We start from the raw sequence: 23,062 nt of genomic DNA on the forward strand, positions 1-23,062 counted from the left end.
GCAAATTTCTTAACGGGTAAAAGTCGCTGTTGTTCATTGTGGGAGCGGTTGTGAAAGCTGTGCCCGTAGGGTTTTCCTCCCAAAAAAGGCAATATTTTTTTGAATTTTCAAGATTAAAAACTGTCAGAGCAATGACTGTCTTCGAGCGAGTCTCGAAATTTCATAAATAAGGCGAAGGTTATGTTCAGTAGTTTAAATCCAGGTTTATTGATTCGAGTGGCTGCCAGCACAATTATCTACTCAGGTTTGATGACACAAACAGTGTTCGGAGCTCCGGTATCGTCGACTCCTCATGGGTATTGGGGAAGCGGCGTGCTAGTTGGCCATAAAGGGGACGTGGTTACCCGAGGGCTACTCTTTTCCACAAAAGAAATGACGATTCAGGTTGGAGCAAATCATAGTGCTAATGGTAAACACTATCCTTCTGAAACGTTAAAAGTCTCAACTTATGACCAGTCTGTTTACGACCAACTTCAATCTGTGCCATTCGATCAGCCTGTGGTGCTGGGTTATGTGCATCCTTATCCATTCAACCCATTTCATCTGACAGAGTCCAAGTACTTTGTTACCTCAGTTCAATTGGCTGGCCAGCCTTTTGAGCAAACAGAGTCTTACCGTCAATATGGTTACAGGTTTGATGACCCTTCAGGTGAGCAAAGAGGTTCTTATGAAGCGGGGCAAAAGTCAGGTCAGTTTATTCATGTATCCCGTTGGGGGTTAGTCTTTGGGAAGACATGTACCGCCTATTTACATGAAGGTGGTACCAAACAGGTAACAACTACCATGCCACAAAGAGGAATGGCCAGTGTCACCAATCCGGCAACTGGGCAAAGTGAACTACTGGCAGTAAACAGTTATCAGGTCGATACGATGACGGTTCCCAATGTAACAGCCTTGAACATATATTCAGAAGCGGGTTGTCGCTACGCAGAAGACCTCACTGTGAGTATGATGCCCGTATTAGTAGAGCATTCTGGCAAACTATTTGAGATCTGGAACGCCCATGATCTGACCATTCACGGTATGACAGCTAAACCGGAATTAAGGCAGCTCTGAAAGGGCTGTCTTATAACCAACTCTGCTTTTAAATTATGGGCTGTGCAGCCATTTTAGCTAACGGGATCTGTGTTGAAGTTCCTCGCCATAACTATGGTTATGACTCGTCTCTTCGCCTTTTATGCCCTGTGGGTATTGCCCTGTTGTCCAAAATAACTTGTTCGCACAAAATTTAAAAGCGCCGTTTGTATTAGTCATTGGAATAATGAGTCACACTAAAAATGACCAGCATCAGCCAGCCAAGAATAAACGACACGCCCCCCAGCGGGGTAATCATTCCAAGCCACCGGATACCTGTGAAACTCAAAAGATAGAGGCTGCCGCAGAACAGCAGCATTCCCACAGTGAAAAAGCCCGCAGACCAGTTTAGCTTCTTAGTAGCAGGGTAAAATTTACCGAGCAGAGCGACAAATACCAGTGCCAGACTGTGGTAAAACTGATAGTCAGCCGCTGTCTGATACACTTCCATTGCTCTTTCGGCAAAAGAGCTTTGCAGGGCGTGAGCGCCAAACGCGCTTAAGGCAACGGCTAACATGCCACCGGTGGCACCAATAAACAGCGCATTCATAGGCGTGCGCTCAGAGGCAGTTGAGTAGCGCTCTCTGCTGCCAGCTTTAAACCTTCCTGAAAGTAGCGTGCACTGGCTTCAAACTCATCCAGGTGAGTCAGGAGGTGCCCAAGTTCGTTATAAACATCGACACACCTTCTTAGTTTCAAACTGGTCTCGAGATATTCTCTGGCTTTGCCCCAGAGTTCATTCTTCAGGGCCAGCCGACCAAGTGCGAGCAGTAGTTCGGGATCGTTGGGGCGTTTATTTAATAACGACTCCCCAAAGAGCAATTGTTTTTTCAGGTCAATACCAGAAATTTTGCCATAGAGGCGAATCAGATTTTCACTAAAGCACTGGTTGAGGTGCGTTCTTAGTACGGATTCCGCTTTGTCTTCTACTCCCAGTCGAACCAGACACTCAGCATACCGAAAGAGTATCTCTGGATCTTTTTTCTGGCTGTGGCTTAGCTTGGCCCAGAGATCATTGGCAGGTTGCACCCGATCTTCCAGAGCGCTGCGGTTACGGCCATAATTACAGGCTTGGGCAAAGAGCTCCTGAAATGCTTTGGTTTCCAGTTGGTGATGTTCGTCTTCATTGATCACCTTGAGCTTGCGCAGTTTTGGCAGCAGTGTTTCAAGGGACTGCCAGTCATGTAGGCGCACATAAACTTGTTTTAGCATCTTCAGAATATAAGCATGGCGCGGGTATTTTTTGTGCAGACTTTGCAGCGTAGCCAAAGCTTGTTCCAGATGATTACTGGAAAGTTGCAGCTGAGCCTGAGTAATCCCAATCGCCATTTCTGCGCCAGGTGTTTTGGTGTCAGCCAGACGCAGCCAGGTGGCACTGGCTTCAAAATTACCTGCTTCATGGGATGCCTTTGCTGCCGCCAAATAATTAATAAGCGACGGATCACCAATACTTGCCGCGTGGCCGAGCAGTTTTTCTGCTCTGCGCCAGTTGCCTTTTGTAAATTCTGCCAGACCACGGTCAAACAATTTGCGGGATTTTATTTTTTTGGCATGGGACGATACCGGATAAACAATACTCAGCATGCTCAATAAGATTTTGAGTGCAATTAATGCCAGCCAGAGTACGCCCGCTGAAATGACAACCAGCAGCATCATGCCCCATAGGCTGCTCTCAAAGGTCATATTGTCGTAGGCGACAAGAATGTATCCATGGTCGTTTACCATGATATTGGCCAGCAGGAAGCAGGCTGAGACTAATAGAAGAAACAGTGCAAAACCTTTCATGAAATGACCGCTCCCTGAGGATTGGTCTCGATATCATCTTCTATGGGTTCATCCTGTACGGCTGGTGGCTTGGGGCTTTCAGTTTCTGGTTCGAGATCATTTTCCAGTTCAGTATTCTGATAATCTTTCAGCGCTTCCAATGAACGATAGATTTCAGGGGTTTCTGGGGTGACAGGCTGGGCTTTCAGTGCTTCCAGCTCTGTTAATAGACGACGGGTGGTTTCACCGCCAAGGGTAAAGTATTGGTTAATCCAATCAATGGTTTGTTGCAGACTGTTTTGATAAATCACCGACTGCCCGGTCATTAGAGCCAGCTTGCTTTGTTCAATCAAGAGAATCAGTTTCTGTCGAATTAACAAATCCTGTTCTGCATCCAGCAACACTTCAATGGGTTTGGCTCGATCGGTATTAACCCGAAACAAGCTGGTAAATCGTTGCCAGGTGTCAGCGAGGATGACTTGAATGGTTTGTTGCCAGGTTGTGCTTTCGTCAGTTGTTTCTGCAGAGTTTGATTCTGCCAGAGGTGCTGTCGCACTTTCAGTGAGCTGATTATCATCGAGGGTGATCAGCTGTGGAATCAGATCCGTCAGAGCGTGTATGCGCAACCAGACATTTTCCTGATCCAGTACATCGACAGATTTCAATACAGCGATGTCTTCAGCCAGTGCTTCCCGGAGTTGAAATACGGAAAACTCATTCATCTGATCCAGAATCTGATCGGCACTTTCCATTAAGCTGAGGGCTGAAGCAGTATCGTTCGTGGTCAGAAGTCGTTGGTTTGCCAAGCGCAGTAAAAACTCAACTTCACCAATATGCCATTGGTTCCGAGTGGAGCCTTCCAGATTCGTCACTTTTCCAGAGAGGCTATCGACTCGAGATAACAGTCGCTCTTCCCGTTCCTCTAGGTCGGTGGTCTGATTTTGCAGTCTTTCCAGAAGGCTCGTGGTGGTTTCATCCACGGTTGTTAGCCTTGCCTGTTGCCTTGCCACCTGAGCCTGCAGCAGGTTCATGGACTCTTGCAGCAGAGGCTGATTTTGCTCGATGGGCATGGCTCGCCAGGCTATATAACCGGAAAGGCCGATGGCACCCAGGGCAAGTATCAGCGACAGACCTGCCAAACTCCGGCCAGAAGATGCGTTTGTTTTTACCGGTTTTTTTTGTGCTTTCTGAGAGGTGTCTTTCGTTTTGTTTTCTGGCAAACGGTCAGTGCTTTTCTCGTCAGCACCGGGTGGATTTACATTACTTTGGTCAGTATTACTCACGTTTGGGTCGTCCGGGTTGTTTGCCCAAATCAGATTTGGGCTAAAGCCTGCAGCATGGCATCGTTGCTGGCGCCACAGGCATTCAAAACTTGTTGGAAACCCAGATCCCTGGCTTGTTGGGCGACGCGTTCACTGGGAACCAGCAGTTGGAAGCCGGTTCGACGGGAGGTCGGAAGATAACGCCCAAGGTTAGAGAGGGTTTCACCGCTACCACAGAGGATGACATTGATTGAATGGCTTTCCAACTTTTTTACCAATTCATCATCTTCGTACTGGGGGCATGCGCGTTGGTAGACGTCCAGCGTCTGGGTTATTGCACCAGCCTGATGCAAATGTTCTTCCAGCAAACCTCGACCATCGACACCTTTGATGATGAGTATTTTCTCATTCTGGATGTGACTAAAGGCATCAAGATTGAGCAGTGCTTCGCTATCCACACCGACGTCTGAGAATGCAGCCTTGATGTTGTAATGTTCCAGCTCTGCAGCAGTACTGCCACCGATGGCGAACCATTGGCAATGAATAGGCAATTGTGGCCAGTACTGTTCTATCAACTCAAGCCCCAGATTGGCGGCGGGGCGACTGGTGACGATGATTTTATCAAACTGTTCAAGGGACAAAACACAATCTCTCATAGTCTGTGTTTCTGGCAAAGCCTTGATGTGTAGCATCGGCATTGTCCAGGCGTTGCCACTGGCTTTGATAATACTGTCCGCCAGCGCCTGAGCTTGAGGCTCAGGGCGGGTGACCAATGCTCGGATGTGAGACAGGTTCATTGGATTATGTACCTGCAGTTATGGGTGCGAGAGCGCTGACAGGATTTTATCCGCTCCCTGTGCCAGAAGCGCATCAGCCACCTGAATCCCAGCGGCTTCAAAATCACTGATAGCACAGCGAACTTCGCTGCGATAAATGGTGGTGCCATCCGGATCGCCAACCAGACCTCTCATATAGAGTTGATCGCCTTCCAGTTCTGCAAAACCGCCAATAGGTACCTGACAACCGCCGTTCAATCGACGATTCATGGCGCGCTCAGCACCAACCCGAATCGCGGTTTCTTCATGATGGAGTGGTGCAATCAGCTGACGGGTCTCTTCATCATTCATACGTAATTCAATACCAACAGCGCCTTGGCCGGCTGCTGGCAGGCTGGTGGTTGTATCCAGATACGAGCGGATGCGATCTTTCATTTCCAGACGAATTAAACCCGCAGCGGCAAGAATAATGGCGTCGTACTGGCCGTCATCCAGTTTTGCCAGACGGGTGTTCACATTGCCCCGGAGGAAGTTGATGGTCAGATCCGGCCGGGCAGCCAGAATCTGGCACTGTCGGCGCAGACTGGATGTGCCCACCACGGCGCCCTGGGGCAGTTCATGAAGGTTTACATAGTGGTTGGAGACAAACGCATCTCTGGGATCTTCCCGTGGGCAGATAACCCCAAGACCAAGCCCTTCAGGAAATTCCATAGGCACATCCTTCATGGAATGCACGGCAATATCTGCACGGTCTTCCAGCAGCGCATTTTCCAGTTCTTTGACAAACAAGCCTTTGCCGCCAATTTTGGCCAGAGGCGCGTCAAGAATGCGGTCGCCCTGACTGCTCATCTTCACCAATTCGACCCGAATGCCCGGGTGATGCAGTTCCAGCTGCTGTTTGACGTATTCAGCTTGCCAGAGGGCAAGCGCGCTTTTTCGGGTGGCAATGCGGATGGCTTTCACGGGGTTGATAACTTCTTATTCAGTCAATGGGGCTTATTAGGGAAGATAATACGACAGACTTGGGGGAAGAGACAGTTCAGGCTCCACTACCGGAGCCTGAATACGGTTACTTATAGAGATTGCATGATCTTTTTGATCAACGGCACATGACGACGGCTTATGGACAACGGCTCAGGCACTTCTTTCAAATGAAGAAAACAGTGACCCTTATCATTACGTGACAAACTCTCAATAGCATCACGACGTACCAGGGCGTTACGGTGGATCCGCACAAAGTCGTGAGTGTGATCTTCTTCCAGCACTTTCAGTGGATCATCAATCAATACTTCCCCATGACGATGATGAACCGTGACGTACTTATTATCCGCCATGAAATAGAGAACATCGTTTAACGGAACCAGCTCGATACCACGAAGGGTTTTTGCGGCAATATGCTCTTTTTCATGATGCTGTTCCGGCAGTTGCACATCCAACCAGGCCATTTGCAAACGATTGAGCCGGCTGGCTCTTTGCAGCGCCATGGTCAAATCTTCAAGGCGAATAGGTTTTAATAGATAGCCGACAGCCTGAGCATCAAACGCCTCAAGGGCATGACTGTCGTAGGCGGTACAGAAAATAATGGCCGGCGGCCTTTCCATATTACTGATGTACTTTGCGGCTTCCAGGCCGCCCATAACCGGCATACGAATGTCCATCAGGACAATATCCGGCTGCAGCTTGGTGCACAAATCAATGGCATCACGGCCATTACTGGCTTCGTGCTCCAGTACCATAAAGTTATCAATCCGGGCGATCAGGTGTCGCAGTCGTTCCCGGGCCAGGGGCTCATCATCAACGATCAGTACATTCATTGTTCCAGTCGTCTATTCCTGTAGTAGATTATCGATTTTATTGGGATATTGAATCCGTACGGTGAACCATTTTGAACCATCCTGTTCTTTGATATCCGTTGTCATTCTTGCTTTATTCCCATACAGCATTTCCAACCGGGAGCGGATATTGCTCAAAGCAATCTGGTTGCCTGTTGAAATGGTCTCTGTATAGGGCATCGGATTTTCTACGGAAATCTGAACCATTTGATGGTCAGCAGATATCTGAATAGTGATACTGCCACCTTGCTCAAGCCGTTGAATTCCGTGGTAAACCGCGTTCTCTGCAAGGGGCTGCAGAGTAAATGGGGGAATGGTGATATTTGCAGGTAAGTCGCCCTGTTGCCAATTTACCCGAAGGCGGTCACCCAGTCGGTGCTGCTCAATTCTCAAGTAGCTTTTACTGATCTGAATCTCTTTATGAATTGGCACCACGGCGCTGCGATTTTGCAGGCTTGCTCTGAAGAGGTCGGAAAGATCTTCCACCGCCTGTTCTGCCTTATCCGGATTTATCTGGATCAGACTGGCAATGATGTTCATGCTGTTGAACAGAAAGTGCGGGCGAATGTTAGCCTGCAGTGAATCCAGTCGAGCGTTGTGGATAACCTGCTGTTGCATCTGAACTTCATACTGGATATAAAAATATCGGAACAACATGCCTGATATCAGCAGTGCCGCCAGCATGTTTCGCAGAATCTGCAACCAGTCAGGCATGGGGCCACTGAGTGGCAGGATAAATTTCTGAGCCAGCAAGGTAAGTATCAGAGTGATGACCTGAACGCCAGCCATGGCAATGGTCACAGACTGCCAGGTCGGTAATTTCTTGAGGTATGGCCTGGCCAGATAGAGGAAAGCGCTACTGGACAGAACGATCCATTGTACGAACAGCGACATCATCGCCAAACGCGACCAGCTGAAATCCATCGTCCCGGGCAGGGCGAGCACCTGCACCAACACAAATAACTCCGATATCAGTACCAACAGAAATACGGATCTGACAGAGCCCAGGTCCGGTAGAAAAAAATCATCCTTAAGATGTTCGTGGTGATCTGTCATTAGGGAAAATTCTGGTCTTGGCAAATTCAATTTATTAGTTATCGGTGATAGATCTATTCTCTCAAAGAGCGATGCAATCAATACGTGACACCGATATAATGCCGCCTGAAGTATCTGATCATATAAAATCCTATTTTCTGACTTACTGGTCAGTCACTCTGTTGCGTTGCAGCTCTGATCACATAGCTAAGGCTATGCTCACGCCGCTGCGCCTTACATAGTAACTACCCATTAAGCCAGAAATCTGGGATTTCATATGGTCAGATACTTAAAAGTTCGTTGATGACGGATTTTGATGAGATTGTACGTTCGTCTTCTAAAAATGAGAACCAGTTGGCGTTTTTGTTTCATTCAATATTGATGTGAGTCGGTTTGAAACGACGCCAGACGAAGGAGAAATCGATGTCAGCAGGTGACGGTGATAAAAGCAGTAACCAGCAGTGGGGTGGTCGTTTCAGTGAAGGTGTGGATGCCTTTGTGGCTCGCTTTACTGCCTCTATCGATTTTGATCGACGTCTGTATCGTCACGATATTCAGGGCTCTATGGCTCACGCGAATATGCTGCATCAAGCTGGCCTCCTCACCGAGGTGGAACTGAAAGCCATTATTTCTGGTCTGGAAGGCATTCTGGAAGATATCGAGCAGGATCGCATTGACTGGTCCATCGAGCTTGAAGATATTCATATGAATATTGAGGCACGACTGACCGATCGCATTGGCGATGCGGGTAAGAAGCTGCACACTGGTCGGTCACGGAATGATCAGGTCGCGACGGATATCAGGCTTTGGCTACGTGATGAAATCGATAACATCAGCGTTGAGCTGAAACGGTTGCAGGCAGGCCTGCTGGATGTTGCCGAACGCGAAGCCGACACCATCATGCCGGGCTTTACCCATTTGCAGACAGCTCAGCCGGTGACATTTGGTCATCATCTGATGGCGTGGTACGAAATGCTGGTGCGTGATTTTGAACGGCTGCAGGATTGCCGAAAGCGGGTCAATGTCAGCCCACTGGGCGCCGCAGCACTGGCTGGAACAACCTATCCAATTAATCGTGAAATGACGGCATCAGCCTTGGGCTTTGATCGCCCGACCAATAACTCGCTGGATTCCGTCAGTGATCGGGATTTTGCCATTGAGTTTTGTGCTGCTGGCGCCTTGATCATGACGCACCTGTCGCGGATGTCTGAAGAGTTGGTGCTCTGGACATCTGCACAGTTTAACTTTATTGAATTGCCTGATCGTTTCTGCACCGGCTCTTCCATCATGCCCCAGAAGAAAAACCCCGATGTGCCGGAACTGGTGCGAGGCAAAACTGGCCGGGTGAATGGCCATCTGGTGTCCTTGTTAACGTTGATGAAGTCTCAACCATTGGCGTACAACAAAGACAATCAGGAAGATAAAGAACCACTGTTTGATACTGTAGATACACTGCGGGATTGCCTGAGAGCTTTTGCAGATATGGTTCCTCATATTCAGGCAAAAAAAGAGAGCATGCTGGAAGCAGCCCGCAGAGGCTTTAGTACGGCAACAGATCTGGCAGACTATCTTGTACGACAGGGTATGCCTTTTAGAAATGCCCATGAAGTGGTGGGTAAAGCCGTCGCGTTTGGTCTTCAGGAGAGTCGTGATCTGTCTGAAATGACCCTGGATGAATTGAAAGCCTTCTCCGACACCATTGAGCAGGACGTATTTGATGTTCTGACTCTGGAAGGTTCCGTCAGTGCCCGAAATCATCTTGGAGGCACTGCACCGGAGCAGGTTCGGAAGGCAGTAAAAAATGCGCGTGAAGCGCTGTAACTGTTGAAAATTCCTGAGTAGTAATTACCTCCATGAGCTTGTTGTTACACCAGATCCCTTTGAGGCAGGCAGAACGTACGCCAGCCTCAGAGGCCCTCGGCTGCAAAAATCAGTGGCTTGATTACCAAACACTCGCCCGACAGATTCGGTCAGTGGCTGCCGGTTTGCAAAAACTGGGGCTATCTACCAATGAACGAGTGGGTATTTATCTGCCGAAAACACCGGAAGCTGTGTTCAGTTATTTTGGCGCTACTGCTGCGGGCGGTGTCATGGTTCCGGTGAATCTGGTGTTAAAGGCTGCGCAGGTTTTCCACATTCTGAAAGACTGCAATGTTCGTGTATTAATCACTAACAAAGCTCGCTATCAGCAACTGGAAGCCGAGATCAGTCAGTGTCACGACCTTTTACACGTAGTGCTGGTGGATGCAGACGTCCGTGGTACAACAAATTGGGCGCGCTTTCTTCAGCCTTACGGAATGTGGGAACCCATACACGCCATTGATGCTGATATGGCGGCGATACTCTACACCTCAGGAAGTACCGGGAAGCCGAAAGGCGTTATTCTCTCTCACCGCAACATGGTGACGGGTGCGACCAGTGTTGCTGAATACATTGGTAACACATCTGAAGATCGCCTGTTGTGTGTTTTACCCTTCAGTTTCGATTATGGGTTCAGCCAATTAACCACGGCATTTCTGGTGGGTGCCAGTTGCTACCTGTTGGAATACTTGTTACCTCAAGATGTGATTAAAGCCATTGAGCAGCAGCAGATTACTGGCCTCGGTCTGGTTCCGCCGCTTTGGATTCAACTGGCCGAATTGAACTGGGCAGAAGGCGCTGCAGACAGCCTCCGCTACTTCACCAATACCGGTGGCTCAATGCCCACTTCCACTCTGGATATCCTGCGTCGCCGTTTCCGAAATGCCAGACCCTTTTTAATGTATGGCCTTACGGAAGCATTCCGCTCCTGTTATCTCCCTCCTGAACAAGTGGATATTCGCCCTGGTTCCATTGGTAAAGCCATTCCCAATGCGGATGTCATGGTGATTAATGAGCTGGGCGAAGCCAGTGCACCTAATGAACCTGGCGAACTGGTGCATCGAGGTGCATTGGTCACGATGGGTTACTGGAATGATCCTGAACGCACCGCTGAACGGTTTCGACCTGCACCTAATGGGCTTCCCGAGATTCCCAATAAAGAACTAGCGGTTTGGTCCGGTGATATTGTCAGAAAAGACGACGAAGGTTATTTGTATTTTATTGGCCGACGAGACGACATGATCAAAACGTCTGGTTACCGGGTCAGTCCTTCAGAAGTTGAGGAAGTGATTTACGCTTCTGGCCTGGTTGCTGAAGTGGCTGCGATTGGTGTACCTCATCCAAGGCTTGAGCAGGCCATTGTGGCGGTTGTCGTATGCAGTGAAGGCGGTGTGTCGGATGAAGCTTCAGTGATTCGTCACTGTCAACAATGTCTGCCTGCCTATATGGTGCCAAAACGGGTGGTTCAGCACGTTTCGCTGTCTCGAAATCCTAACGGGAAGATAGATCGAAAGCCTTTGCTGGATGAGTATCGTAGGCTATTTCAGGAGAGCAAGGCATGAGTAAGACTCATCATCGCCTGCAAACGCTTCAATCTAACGATAATCGTCTGATAATTGCCGGCCGCACAGCAAATGAACTGGTGGCTATAGCGGGCTCTTCGCCTTGTTATATCTATGATCGATCCGTTTTAAGTGCAAAAGTGGTTCAGTTCAGAGAGCTGATGCCGGCAGCATTAAAGTTGCACTACGCCATTAAGGCCAATCCTATGCCGGCGTTAGTCAGCCATATGGCTCAGCATGTGGATGGTCTTGATGTGGCTTCTCACCAGGAGATGCTGATTGCTCTGGGTAGTGGCATGGCTGCTGCTGACATTAGTTTTGCGGGGCCAGCTAAAGGCATGCTCGAACTGAAAGCGGCTGTTGCTGCAGGGATCACCGTTAACGTTGAATCTCCCCTTGAGTTGCAGCGTCTCTATGAATGTTATGATGATCTGAGTATTCGTGCCCGAGTCGCGTTCCGGGTAAATCCGGACTTCGAATTGAAATCTTCCGGCATGAAGATGGCTGGCGGCCCAAAACAGTTTGGTATTGACGCAGAACAGATGCCTTCTATTTTGGCCACACTTGATACAGAGAAAGTGGATTTTCAGGGCTTCCACATTTTTTCTGGCTCACAGAACCTTCGATCTGAGTCACTGATTGAGTGTCATCAGAAAACCTTTGAGCTGGCTGCCCGCCTCGCAGAGTTAGCTTCTGCACCGGTAAAGCATGTAAATATAGGTGGTGGCCTGGGAATTCCGTATTTTCCGGGAGAGCAGGCTCTGGATTTAGCCGGTATTGCTGAAAACCTGCAATCTCTGATAGATGCTCTCCCATCGTCGTTAGTATCTACCGAGTTTGTTATGGAGCTTGGCCGCTGGTTGGTGGGTGAGGCTGGTTATTACATTTGTCAGGTGACGGATAAAAAAGTATCCCGCGGACAGACTTTTTTAATGACCAATGGGGGGTTACATCATCATTTGTCGAACTCTGGAAACTTTGGGCAAGTGATTCGGAAAAATTACCCTGTGGTACTAGCTCATTGTCTGGAAAGTGAAGAGCTTGAGACAGTTGAAGTGGTAGGGCCATTGTGCACGCCTCTGGATATCGTTGGTGCAAAATTGCCGTTACCTAAAGCAGATATTGGTGATTTTATTGTTGTGCTGCAGTCTGGTGCTTATGGTGCTACCGCCAGCCCTCAGCGTTTTTTAGGTCACCCGGAAGTAGTTGAGTTATTTCTCTAAGCGATAATGAAGTAGTCGGTGACTTTTTGCTCTATATCTTCATCCGTTAAATTAAGCAGAGAGCAGATAGACTGAATATCTGTTGATCCAGTGTTGCTTCAAGTTCAAGCAATATTTGATGTTGGTAAGATGAGGGCTCCTACTTGAAAATATCAACACATTTGCCATCTCGTTTGAAAAGCGACGTTGGAGTTGGACGCATTGCTTAAAGCTATTCCTTTTTTGTTTTTGGAAATATAAATTTTAGCGTGGAGCCTCGTTATGCAGAGGCTCTCTCAATGTAAGCAAGTACCGATCCAACAGTAGAAAACAATTCTGCATCCAGATCATCATCATTGACAGCGATGCCAAAGGTTTCTTCCATAGCGGTAATCAGCCCAACAACCGCCATTGAGTCAAACTCCGGGAGAGCGCCCAGAAGTTCGGTAGACTCATCAAATTCACTGGTATCCAGTTTGAGCAGTTCCGCCAAAATGGTATTAAGTTGCTCCAGTTTGGACATTCTCTATTCCAACGATCAGATTATAAAAGCGGCAACTTTAGGTACTTTCTGTGAATAGCGCAACTGTTCAATGAGTCTCAATAAGTGGCTCAAAAGCGCGCCACACAACTTCCGGTGTCATTGGTGCGAATATTTCTGGTTCTGTTGCCGGGAACTCCCCGGCAGGGCACTGCTCGAGAGTCAGGTGTTTTTGTCCGGTACCATAGGCACCAACTTTTACCGGGCTGGTTGGCCCGTAAAGAGAAACCGCCGGAGTTTCAAGTGCTGCAGTCAGGTGCCCGAGGCCCGTGTCCACTGCTACAGCTGCTTTGGCTTCACAGATGACCCCGGCCACTTCTGCCAGCTTCAGTTTTGGCAACACCGTTGCATTATCGCAGGATGATGCGATGAGCTCCGCTCGGATTCGTTCCTTTTCCGAGCCCCAGGGCAGTACAACGTGTAAACCCGCCTGGTTAACCTTCTGAGCCAGCGAACACCAGTAATTTTCAGGCCAGTGCTTGGTTGCCCACGTTGTGCCATGGAGAAACACTGCATACGGTTTCTGTTGCACGATTTCGGACGGAAACTGCTCTTTGTTCAGCAGAAACTGCCCCGGTGTTTCCGGAACCGCGTAACCCAGAGATTTGGCAAAAAGCTGCCTGACTCGTTCTACCGCATGCTGATTCCACTCAACTTTTTGTGGAAACTGATACAACCGACTCGCCATTGGCTCGCGGGCAGAATCTTTGTCCAGCCCGTAGCGGGGCCCTTGTGCATAACGCAGCAGCAAAGCGCTTTTCAGTAACCCCTGGGCATCAATAATGGCGTCGTACTTTTGTGCACCGATGATGCGTTTGAACTGTTTCCACTCGCCGGATTTCCAGGTTTGCAGCAGCGACTTTCGCCAGCGGCGAATGGCTACGGGGATTACTTTATCCACAGCAGGGTGCCAGGTCGGGATTTCGGCAAACCCTTCTTCCACCACCCAATCGAAGCGAATGCCGGGTATGGCATTGGCGGCATCTGTTAACGCCGGCAGCGTATGGATCACATCGCCCATGGAAGAGGTTTTAACAATCAGAACACGGGTAGGTTGATTCAAGAGATAACCTCCACCGCTACTGCCTGATCATTCGTCAGACGAGAAATAGCAGCCAGAACCAACTCTGGTGACAACAGCTTCATGCAGTTCATGTGATCCTGAGGAGTCAACGGACACTCCCGCTGAAAGCAGGGGCTGCACTCCAGATTCATGGACAGGGTTTCACTGTTACTGTTCATGGGCGGTGTATGTTCTGCCGAGGTGGAGCCATAAACGGCAACCAGAGGTCGGCTCAGTGCTGCTGCAATGTGCATCAAACCTGAATCATTACTGACGACAGCGTTGGCAAAAGAGAGCAGGTCGATGGCATCCGCCAGCGTGGTTTCACCGGCCAGATTATGGCAATATTTTTGCAGGTTATCCGGTAGGCAGTGTTTGATTTCGCTGGTGATCCCACGATCTTTCCCGGAACCAAACAACCAAACCTGCCAGCCTTGTTCGCACAGGGTTCTTGCCACTTCTGCATAATACCCCGCCGGCCACTGTTTGGATGGGCCAAACTCCGCTCCCGGGCAAAGCGCCAGAATCGGCATGGCTGTATTCAGGTTATAACGCTGCAGCGCTTTCGCGGCCGTTTGGTCATCCACCTGCAATGCCGGAATGGGCAGTGGGTCTGGCAGCTTGGCATCTTTCGGATAACCAAGGGCAACAAACCTTTCCACCATTAATGGGTATTTTACTTTATCCAGAATACGCAGATCGTTCAGCAGCCCATAACGCATTTCACCACGCCAGCCGATGCGTTGTTTGGCTTTTGCCCAGAGGGGAACCAGCGCTGATTTTAATGAATTTGGCAGAGAAATAGCGTGAGTGTATTGTTCACTTCTCAAGCTTTTTCCGAGAGCGTAGCGTTCTTTCAGACCAAGCTTGCCGTGGCCGAGAGGCATATCAATACCTTTACGGACTTCTGGCATACGCTCGATGATTGGAAGGCTCCAGGCGGGAGCAAGCACATCAATAATCGCTTCAGGATGTTGTTGTTTAAGGGCGATGAACAGCGTCTGTGCCATCACCATGTCCCCTACCCATGAAGGACCGACGATCAGGTATTTCATCCCTTCAGGCATTCCTTAGATTCAATGGATTGGCATTATAAAGGTTACAGACAGAATGTAAAAAATTATGATTTTAAGCCCGTGAATCGTTTTGGTTAGCATGCCTAACAGCTCTGTTTTGTTTTTTTTTGAGTTATATTATTGTGCTTACAATTACGCGGTTTTAAAAAGTACAATAAATTGAGATTAAAAATGAATAATAATGGTGTTTCGAGTTTAGGTGTTAATTCGGTTATCAGTCCTTTAAATAATAATGGGTCATCGGAGTTATTAAAGACAGGCTCTTTTAATGGCTGCTTAGTTTCTCCTGTTGCAGAGACGCCTCTTAAGGTAGACATTAAGGGTTCGCCCTCTGTTTCCAAGGGCTACCGAAAGTCAGATCAGGTGAAGGCAGCTAGTTTAAAATCAGATGCAGGACACAAGAGACGCTTTTCGTCTGTTAAATCAATTGATTCCAATGGATAGAGACCTCTGAAGCGCTTGCGCCACACAGTAAAATCCTTAATGTCCACCCTAAGAACCAGTATTACCACGATGACTATCGTCATGATTACAAAGGCACCTACACTCCAAAAAAACAAACATGTTTATCGCGCGGGAAAAGTCGCTCTCTCACGTCTGAATTTTTGTGTTAGTATTGCTAACTATTTTGTTACTGGCCTGCCTATTTAATTACAATATAATTGTGGGAAATTTTTTTTAATTAATGAGGTTGTAACTTCTCAAAAAGTGCTGTGAGTGACGTAAATTAATACTAAACCTTAGTACATATTTCACGTCTACCAAGGTCTCCGAATATATGGCACTTTGGTTCCCCAGCATTTTTTGAGAAGCTACATGATATTAACATCATGATAACACCAGTCGTCTCCTTAAACCATTTTCCTCTCTATGAGAGCGCTACGGGAATGATAAATGATAACGATCTTTTCCAACTTAAAAGATATTTAGCCGAGAAGAAAGCTGAAGATGGAAGAACTGTCAAGAGGCTTGATGAATATTGTATTGACGCACTCTGTAATGATCTTCATAACACGTTCGAACTTACGGGCAGGGCTATTAATGAAATCCTAACAGAATCTTTTAAAGATCGGGATTTGATACTCCCAAATACAAGAGCCATGGAATATATTCTAATTCAGGATGCTTTAAACAGTAAGCTTTATAGCGTAATAGAAAAGGAAGAACTATTTTGGCGTAGTGATTTTTGGAGTTTGATTAAGGCAGGCGCAACCAGCACACCAGAATTTAAAAAACTAGTACAAGAAAAACAAAACAAATTATTAGAGAATGGTATGTGCGATGATGTCTTTGAATTTAATGGTTTTAACGTTGAACTTTGCGGTGGGTCTGTCTTAAGCCAGGAACAACTCAACCAAGGCTTAGAAAATTCAATAAATCAGAGTTCATGTGCTGTACACAAAATCGAAGCGTGGTTTCGAAAAAAATCAAAACTGACCACTTGCAGCATAGAAACCCTCCATGAAAAAAAGCAAACTGCAATCGAAAACAATGATTTTGATAAGGCAAAGGAAATAGGAAGGTTGTTGGCAGTCAATATCGCTGAGGGGAATATAACAGAGGAAGCCAAAAAAATGAGCTTGCTTTGACTTATTTACGACCTTCTCCTGAAAATGAAAAAATGTTGGTAGAGGTTCAAGTTTTTAATTCAGAGATGGATCGTGATTTGTTTAAAGAAAAACACCCCGATACTATGTTTGCTTCTGTTTATCTTGGATCTGAACAATTAACTAGTAAGTGTTATAGATATCATGTTCCGGCTGAGCTGTCTAACACCGGGCATAGTGAGTATTCCTGCTGTCATATAGATTATAATGACTTTCGTAGAGCAAAGTTAAGTGCAGTAAGCGCTGCTGAAGATTATATGTATTGGAGCAAGTGACCAAATTTAAAAGTAATCGTCCAGCGATACTCCTGCTGAGGAATTGAAATAATAATGCCGGCTATCTTGAAAAATAAAGATAACCGGTCAGAGTTTAATAATAAGAGATGCCTTCCAGTAAATCGTTAGAGATAACCGTGCCAGAGTCAGAGGTCAGAATGTCAGCAGCTTGCTCCAATGAGCCAATCGCAGCCATCTTGCCACCATTGCGTACAAACTGTACGACAGATTCAACTTTTGGGCCCATGGAGCCAGCAGCAAAGTTCAGAGCGTCCATTGCCTCCGGTGTTGCACGACGAATGTCTTTGGAGTCTGGCTGACCAAAGTTGGTAGCAACGGCTGCAACATCGGTGAGAATCAAAAAGGCATCCGCTTCCAGCCCTTCAGCCAGTAATCGAGATGCGCGATCTTTATCAATAACGGCTTCTACGCCTTCGAGCATGCCATTTTCTGCTCGATAAACCGGCACACCGCCGCCACCGCCACAGATCATGGTGATGTTTTCAGAAGCAGCGATGGTTTTCAGGGATTCCAGTTCAAGGATGGCTGCAGGTTGAGGTGATGGAACGACACGACGGTAGTATTCGCCATCCTGTCGAACAGTCCAGTCAGGATTTGCGGCTAATAACGCATCGGCTTCTTCTTTGCTGTAAACAGGGCCAACAAATTTGTCCGGATTTTTAAACGCTGGGTCTTGCGGATCGACCAGAGTCTGCGTTGCAATGGTGCACACTTCTCTACCGGGCAGATGGTTCCGTAATTCCTGCTCAAACATAAAACCAATCATGCCTTGCGTTTGGGCGCCCAGAGCGTCCAGCGGGTACGGTGTCACCTTTTTATAAGCGTCATTCATCAGAGACAGCAGGCCAACCTGCGGGCCATTGCCGTGAGTCAGAATCACCTGATGATCTTTAGCGATACGAGCAATAGCCGCAGCAGCTTTGGCGATGTTTTCCCGTTGAACATGGCATTCCATAGGCTGGCCGCGCTGAAGAATAGCGTTGCCACCAAGAGCGATTACAATTCTCATGGGTTTTTTTCCAAGTCATGAATTCTTTGAGGTTGGGAAAGAGGAGAACCCTTTCCCGACAGGCGTTGTGTAATACCAATTCTGTTTTTAAATTATGGGCTGCGCAGCTATTTTGACTGACTGGATCTGCGTTGAAGTTCCTCGCCATAGCTAATACCCGAGGGCATAAAGGCTATGACTCGTCTCTTCGCCTTTATGCCCTGTGGGTATTGCCCAGTCGCCCAAAATAACTTGCTCGTTCCAAAATTAAAAAACGCCATTGGTATAATTAATTGCTCTGATTAGTCACCCAGCGTGGCAACCATCACCGCCTTGATGGTGTGCATGCGGTTTTCGGCTTCGTCAAAGACGATGGAGTGCTTGGATTCAAACACATCCTCAGTCACTTCCAGTCCTTTCATTCCGTATTTTTCTGCCACATCCTTACCGATCTTGGTGTCTTCGTTATGGAATGCAGGCAGGCAGTGCATGAATTTAACCTGTGGGTTGCCCGTCTTGCCGATCAGTTCCATGTTCACCTGATAAGGGGTCATCATGGCTACGCGCTCATCCCAGGCATCTTTGCTTTCACCCATGGAGACCCAAACGTCGGTGTACAGGAAGTCCACACCTTTCACGCCGGCAGCAACGTCTTCAGTCAGGGTGATGCGAGCGCCGGTTTCTTCAGCAATACGGCTGCACTCGTCTACCAATTTTTCTTCTGGCCAAAAGGCTTTTGGAGCCACCAGACGAATGTCCATTCCCATCTTGGCGGCGCCAACCAGCAGAGAGTTACCCATGTTGTTGCGGGCATCGCCCAGATAAGCGAAGGACATTTGATTCAACTGACGACCTTCGCCGTGTTCAATCATGGTCATGAAATCGGCCAGAATCTGGGTTGGGTGCCACTGATCTGTCAGGCCGTTCCACACAGGAACACCAGAGTATTTTCCTAGATCTTCAACCGCATCCTGGGAGAAACCACGGAATTCGATGCCGTCATAGAATCGACCCAGTACACGAGCGGTGTCTTTTACAGTTTCTTTGTGACCCATTTGGGAGCCACTGCCAATGTAAGTCACATTGGCACCTTGATCGAAGGCAGCTACTTCAAATGCACAGCGAGTACGAGTTGAATCTTTTTCAAAGATCAGTGCGATGTTTTTGTTTTTCAGACGCTGCTGTTCATAACCGCCGTACTTGGCCTTTTTTAATTCAAGACTCAAGGTCAACAGATGCTGGATTTCTTTTGGTTCAAAGTCGAGCAGTTTAAGAAAGTTGCGGTTTCTCAGATTAAAAGACATAACGATTTCCTGAAAAAAGTGCAAAGCAATAGCGCTGTTCTTTTGAACACCTTTGAAAAAATGTTTTGCACGTTAATTAAAATTAATTGAAAGTTCTGTTTAATTAAATGTCATCACGCAGTATTGGGCAGCTCATGCAGCGAGCACCACCACGACCACGGCCTAATTCTTCACCTGGAATGGTCAATACCTTGATGCCGGCTTCTTCCATGTTGCGAATGGTGTTTACATTTCGCTCATAGGTGACAACAACACCGGGTTCAATGGTGAGGACGTTATTTGCGTCGTTCCATTGTTCGCGTTCTGCTTCAAATGCATCACCGCCGGTTGGAATCAAACGAAGTTCAGGTACATCCAGCGCACGGGCAATGGCATTAGTAAATCCATCTTTCACGCGATTGGCTTCTACCTGTTCATGGTCGTTCATGGTCAGTTCCCAGCAATCCGTATCGGCACGCATGATGTCTGGGTAGTAAGTGAAGCAATCGATATCCATGTGCGTAAACACGGTATCCAGGTGCATGCAGCTACGAGCTTTTGGCAGTTCGAGAGCAATGACTTTCTTAGCCTGTCCTGTTTTTAACAGTGCTCTGGAAAGTTGCTCGACACCTTGTGGCGTAGTGCGTTCAGACATACCGATCAATACATTGCCACGGCCCAGTACTAGTACATCGCCGCCTTCAATGGTGGCGTTGTCGTAGTTGAGGTCTTCATCACCCATGTAGGTAATGAACTCGGAGTTCTTGAACATGGGGTGGAACTTGTAAATAGCGCGAAGATGAACGGTTTCGCGCTTACGGGCGTCTTTCGCCATTGGGTTCATGGAGACACCGCCGTATATCCAGCAGGAGGTATCACGGGTGAACAGATGGTTAGGAATTGGCTCGATCAGGAAGTCTGTTTCGGTCATTCTGCCCAGAGTCATACTCTTGCTGGTGGCGCCCATTTCAGCGAGAGTCAAGCCACCGGAAAGGTGCTTGGCAAGGGTCAAATTATCCAGAGATTCCAGATAAGAGCGAACTTCCATGGCAAGGGTTTCGCCAAAACGGAAGTTATTGATCTGGCGATCAAGAATCCATTTTTTGGCATTGCTCATGCTTAATGTTTCCGCCAGCATCTGGGTCAACAAATAAACCTGAACACCGTTGTCTGTTAAAACTTTTTGAAATGCATCGTGTTCTTCGCCCGCTTTTTCAATGCGAAGCACGTCATCAAAAAGAAGTGATTCACAGTTTCCTGGCGTTAAATGTTTTAGACTCAATTGTGGACGATGCAGAAGTACTTTACGAAGCTTGCCGACTTCAGAGCCTACATAAAACCTATCCATCTTACACTCCCAAACAAGGTCTTGCTTTCTAGAGAAACAACATCAATCAATAACGAATTAATGAATTGATATGCTTTTGAATGTTGTAATTAACCTGTCGTTGGAATTCAGTGTACGTTTTGCAAATTGAATAATATTGATGTGAGTCAATATTGATAACGAATAGAGTGGGCGGAATATCCGCAATAATAAGTAATTACGGGTCTATTCAGGGTGAATATGCACTATGGGAAATATTTAGTGGGTGTATTTCAGGTTTTTATGCATTAAAACCTGACGGGTATAACCCTGATATAGATCAACAAAAATCCTTCATCAATTAAGGAGACTGCACTCAGAGGAACTCGAACCCGGGTTTAGAAACAAAGATCAACAAATGAAATGCCTGGGTCTCGTTCTTTTCTTTCAGTAAAAGGGGAATGAGTGATGAAGGCAATAAGTGAAATAAAGCTACCCTCAGCCTATACAATTCTGTTCATGATTATCGCTTTTATGGCGGCTATGACGTGGATTGTTCCTGCTGGTCAATACGATATGGCGATGAATGAAACCCTTGGCCGGGAGGTGGCCGTTGCCGGTACTTATGCACCGGCTGAAGCCAACCCACAGGGCATTATGGACATCATCGAAGCACCCATTACCGGAATACAGAAGACCATCGACTTAGGTCTTTTCATTCTGTTTATTGGTGGTTATCTGATGGTCATCACTGCTACCGGCGCCATTGATAGCGGTATTGCCCGTGCCGTGGTGCGCATGAAAGGCAAAGAGCATCTGATGATTCCAGCGCTGATGCTGTGCTTTGCTGCAGGCGGCACTATCTATGGCATGGCGGAAGAGACGATTCCGTTCTATATCCTGCTGCTCCCAGTGATTATTGCTGCTGGCTATGATGCGACAGTGGCCGTAGCCATTGTGTTGGTGGGTTCTGGTGTCGGGGTGTTGGGTTCCACCATCAACCCGTTCGCAACTGTTATTGCTTCTGATGCTTCAGGTATTCCGTTTACTCAAGGCATGGGGTTGCGTCTGTTGATTCTGGCTCTGAGTTTCCTGGCAGGTTGCTTCTATGTGATGCGCTACGCCAAAAAAATCCGCAACAACCCAGAGCTTTCAATCGTAGCTGACATGAAAGAAAGCAACGAAAAGCACTTCCTTGAAAAAGGTGGTCAAAAGGCTGGCGAAGAAGAGTTTACTGGTAGACACAAACTGATTCTGAGCATTTTCGGCCTGACCTTTGCCGTGATGGTTTGGGGTGTTGCCTATGGTGGCTGGTGGATGAATGAAATGTCTGTCCTGTTCCTGTCTGCTTCCATCCTGGTTGCCATCATTGATCGCATGAGCGAAGAAGTGTTTGTCGACAAGTTTCTGGAAGGTGCAAAAGATCTGCTGGGTGTCGTGCTGGTGCTGGGTATTGCCCGTGGTATCGGCACCATCATGGACAACGGCATGATTTCCGGCACGATTCTGAACTGGGGTGAAGGCGCCCTGGCTGATGCGCCATCTGTCGTCTTTATCAACCTGATGTACTGGATTCACGTCGTATTGTCTTTCCTGATTCCATCTACCTCTGGTTTGGCTGTGTTCTCTATGCCCATCATTGCACCACTGGCTGACTTTGCCGGTGTAGGTCGAGACCTTGCTGTTACTGCTTATCAGTCTGCTTCTGGCCTTGTGAATCTGGTCACACCTACCTCTGGAGTAGTAATTGCCGCATTGGCAATTGGTCGTATATCTATAGTACGGTGGTTTAAGTTTATGGCTCCTCTGCTGCTGGTTCTTGCAGTCATTGCCATGGTCTGCCTGAGCGTAGCCGCGATGTAGTAAAAGGCGAAGCAGAGAGTGCAAGCTCTCTGCTTCAGCCCCGAAGAAAGTAGGGAGATTGTTATGCGTACCCAGGACTCTGAACTGATAAAAACCTTTAAGGTGATGCTGTGTGAACACCATTTTCACAACCAGCAGGAAATGGTGGATGCTCTCAAGGCGGAAGGATTCCACGACATCAGCCAGTCAAAAGTGTCTCGCATCCTCAATAACATTGGTGCTGTTCGCACTCGGAATGCAAAGAAAGAAACCGTTTACTGTGTTCCCGATGAAATGATTGTGCCGGCCATTGATGCCCCGTTGGCCAGTTTGGTGACAGATATAGATTACAATGATCAGTTAGTTGTTATTAAAACCACACCGGGTGGTGCCCAGGTTGTTGCGCGATTGCTGGATTCCTTAGGTAAGGGGGATGGCATTCTTGGTTGTGTTGGTGGAGATGACACCATTTTTGTAACACCCACCCGTAATACTTCTATTTCACGTCTTTATGAAACCATCAGTGGTGTACTGGCTTATTGATCAGCCCAGAAGCGTGATGAAATATTGAGCGATATTTCATCACGCTTCTGTCTATTCGTTATAAACGACAAATGTATACTAGTTCTCAATAATTCATATTCTGATCAATTATCGAACTGCTTTATCTGGAATCTATATTACAACTGACGT

Annotated in this window: 21 protein-coding genes; 8 read left to right on the forward strand and 13 right to left on the reverse strand. The window is 47.5% G+C overall.

Translation table 11 applies throughout. From position 1 onward, the window contains the following. The first annotated feature begins 180 nt into the window (after positions 1-180). Positions 181-1,056 (forward strand): hypothetical protein, encoded by an 876-nt coding sequence (locus tag Q1B11_RS08625; RefSeq protein WP_299730704.1) that lies wholly within the window; start codon positions 181-183, stop codon positions 1,054-1,056. Between the two features lie 190 nt (positions 1,057-1,246). Here Q1B11_RS08625 and Q1B11_RS08630 read toward each other — a convergent pair whose 3' ends face one another. The 7 genes from Q1B11_RS08630 to Q1B11_RS08660 form a co-directional block, all read right to left on the reverse strand. Next, the gene (locus Q1B11_RS08630) at positions 1,247-1,624 is read right to left on the reverse strand and encodes a DUF423 domain-containing protein (RefSeq protein ID WP_299730706.1); all 378 of its coding nucleotides are present in this window, start codon (positions 1,622-1,624) and stop codon (positions 1,247-1,249) included. Further along, positions 1,621-2,859, reverse strand: coding sequence for a heme biosynthesis HemY N-terminal domain-containing protein (locus Q1B11_RS08635; protein ID WP_299730709.1), 1,239 nt, complete (start codon positions 2,857-2,859; stop codon positions 1,621-1,623). The genes Q1B11_RS08630 and Q1B11_RS08635 overlap by 4 nt, the downstream gene beginning before the upstream one ends. Continuing rightward, entirely contained in the window at positions 2,856-4,121 is a 1,266-nt protein-coding gene (locus tag Q1B11_RS08640; RefSeq protein WP_299730712.1) for a uroporphyrinogen-III C-methyltransferase, read from the reverse strand. Before Q1B11_RS08640 ends, Q1B11_RS08635 begins: the two co-directional genes overlap by 4 nt. 29 nt (positions 4,122-4,150) lie before the next feature. Beyond that, positions 4,151-4,897 (reverse strand): uroporphyrinogen-III synthase, encoded by a 747-nt coding sequence (locus tag Q1B11_RS08645; protein WP_299730715.1) that lies wholly within the window; start codon positions 4,895-4,897, stop codon positions 4,151-4,153. Between the two features lie 18 nt (positions 4,898-4,915). Continuing rightward, positions 4,916-5,839 carry a hydroxymethylbilane synthase gene (hemC, locus tag Q1B11_RS08650; protein ID WP_299730718.1) on the reverse strand — a complete coding sequence of 308 codons (924 nt, stop codon included), beginning with the start codon at positions 5,837-5,839 and terminating at the stop codon, positions 4,916-4,918. 110 nt (positions 5,840-5,949) lie between these two features. Beyond that, positions 5,950-6,690 carry a LytTR family DNA-binding domain-containing protein gene (locus Q1B11_RS08655; RefSeq protein WP_299730721.1) on the reverse strand — a complete coding sequence of 247 codons (741 nt, stop codon included), beginning with the start codon at positions 6,688-6,690 and terminating at the stop codon, positions 5,950-5,952. A gap of 12 nt (positions 6,691-6,702) precedes the next feature. Continuing rightward, positions 6,703-7,764, reverse strand: a complete 1,062-nt coding sequence (locus Q1B11_RS08660; protein WP_299730724.1) for a histidine kinase — start codon at positions 7,762-7,764, stop codon at positions 6,703-6,705. A 402-nt stretch (positions 7,765-8,166) separates the two neighbouring features. On the opposite strand from Q1B11_RS08660, the gene argH reads away from it, so the two are divergent. The 3 genes from argH to Q1B11_RS08675 are packed head-to-tail and all read left to right on the forward strand — an operon-like array spanning position 8,167 to position 12,388. Continuing rightward, complete coding sequence (gene argH, locus Q1B11_RS08665; RefSeq protein WP_299730727.1) at positions 8,167-9,564, forward strand: argininosuccinate lyase; 1,398 nt, start codon at positions 8,167-8,169, stop codon at positions 9,562-9,564. 32 nt (positions 9,565-9,596) lie between these two features. Further along, positions 9,597-11,165 carry an acyl-CoA ligase (AMP-forming), exosortase A system-associated gene (locus Q1B11_RS08670; protein WP_299730730.1) on the forward strand — a complete coding sequence of 523 codons (1,569 nt, stop codon included), beginning with the start codon at positions 9,597-9,599 and terminating at the stop codon, positions 11,163-11,165. Further along, complete coding sequence (locus Q1B11_RS08675; protein ID WP_299730733.1) at positions 11,162-12,388, forward strand: pyridoxal-dependent decarboxylase, exosortase A system-associated; 1,227 nt, start codon at positions 11,162-11,164, stop codon at positions 12,386-12,388. Before Q1B11_RS08670 ends, Q1B11_RS08675 begins: the two co-directional genes overlap by 4 nt. 259 nt (positions 12,389-12,647) lie before the next feature. Here the strand turns inward: Q1B11_RS08675 and Q1B11_RS08680 are convergent, their stop codons facing one another. The 3 genes from Q1B11_RS08680 to waaF form a co-directional block, all read right to left on the reverse strand. Further along, positions 12,648-12,890, reverse strand: coding sequence for a phosphopantetheine-binding protein (locus Q1B11_RS08680; RefSeq protein ID WP_299730736.1), 243 nt, complete (start codon positions 12,888-12,890; stop codon positions 12,648-12,650). A gap of 67 nt (positions 12,891-12,957) precedes the next feature. Beyond that, on the reverse strand, positions 12,958-13,971 hold the full coding sequence (gene waaC / locus Q1B11_RS08685) for a lipopolysaccharide heptosyltransferase I (protein WP_299730739.1): 1,014 nt from the start codon (positions 13,969-13,971) through the stop codon (positions 12,958-12,960). Further along, positions 13,968-15,026 (reverse strand): lipopolysaccharide heptosyltransferase II, encoded by a 1,059-nt coding sequence (gene waaF, locus Q1B11_RS08690; protein ID WP_299730742.1) that lies wholly within the window; start codon positions 15,024-15,026, stop codon positions 13,968-13,970. The genes waaC and waaF overlap by 4 nt, the downstream gene beginning before the upstream one ends. Positions 15,027-15,934: 908 nt before the next feature. On the opposite strand from waaF, the gene Q1B11_RS08695 reads away from it, so the two are divergent. Together Q1B11_RS08695 and Q1B11_RS08700 are read left to right on the forward strand one after the other, a co-directional pair. Next, positions 15,935-16,636, forward strand: a complete 702-nt coding sequence (locus Q1B11_RS08695) for a hypothetical protein (protein ID WP_299730745.1) — start codon at positions 15,935-15,937, stop codon at positions 16,634-16,636. Further along, complete coding sequence (locus Q1B11_RS08700) at positions 16,633-16,929, forward strand: hypothetical protein (protein WP_299730748.1); 297 nt, start codon at positions 16,633-16,635, stop codon at positions 16,927-16,929. Before Q1B11_RS08695 ends, Q1B11_RS08700 begins: the two co-directional genes overlap by 4 nt. Before the next feature lie 94 nt (positions 16,930-17,023). Here Q1B11_RS08700 and arcC read toward each other — a convergent pair whose 3' ends face one another. The 3 genes from arcC to arcA all read right to left on the reverse strand — a co-directional run bounded on the left by arcC (position 17,024) and on the right by arcA (position 20,569). Then, positions 17,024-17,959, reverse strand: a complete 936-nt coding sequence (arcC, locus tag Q1B11_RS08705; protein ID WP_299730751.1) for a carbamate kinase — start codon at positions 17,957-17,959, stop codon at positions 17,024-17,026. A 281-nt stretch (positions 17,960-18,240) separates the two neighbouring features. Further along, positions 18,241-19,242 (reverse strand): ornithine carbamoyltransferase, encoded by a 1,002-nt coding sequence (argF, locus tag Q1B11_RS08710; RefSeq protein ID WP_067515527.1) that lies wholly within the window; start codon positions 19,240-19,242, stop codon positions 18,241-18,243. Positions 19,243-19,345: 103 nt separating this feature from the next. After that, complete coding sequence (gene arcA, locus Q1B11_RS08715; protein ID WP_067586329.1) at positions 19,346-20,569, reverse strand: arginine deiminase; 1,224 nt, start codon at positions 20,567-20,569, stop codon at positions 19,346-19,348. Between the two features lie 426 nt (positions 20,570-20,995). Here arcA and Q1B11_RS08720 point away from each other — a divergent pair, with 426 nt between their 5' ends. Both Q1B11_RS08720 and argR read left to right on the forward strand, forming a co-directional pair. After that, entirely contained in the window at positions 20,996-22,390 is a 1,395-nt protein-coding gene (locus Q1B11_RS08720) for a YfcC family protein (RefSeq protein WP_299730773.1), read from the forward strand. A 63-nt stretch (positions 22,391-22,453) separates the two neighbouring features. Further along, positions 22,454-22,912 carry a transcriptional regulator ArgR gene (gene argR / locus Q1B11_RS08725; RefSeq protein WP_299730775.1) on the forward strand — a complete coding sequence of 153 codons (459 nt, stop codon included), beginning with the start codon at positions 22,454-22,456 and terminating at the stop codon, positions 22,910-22,912. Positions 22,913-23,062: the final 150 nt, after the last annotated feature.

The organism is uncultured Endozoicomonas sp., from assembly GCF_947495845.1.
In the GTDB taxonomy this organism is placed as follows: Bacteria; Pseudomonadota; Gammaproteobacteria; order Pseudomonadales; family Endozoicomonadaceae; genus Endozoicomonas.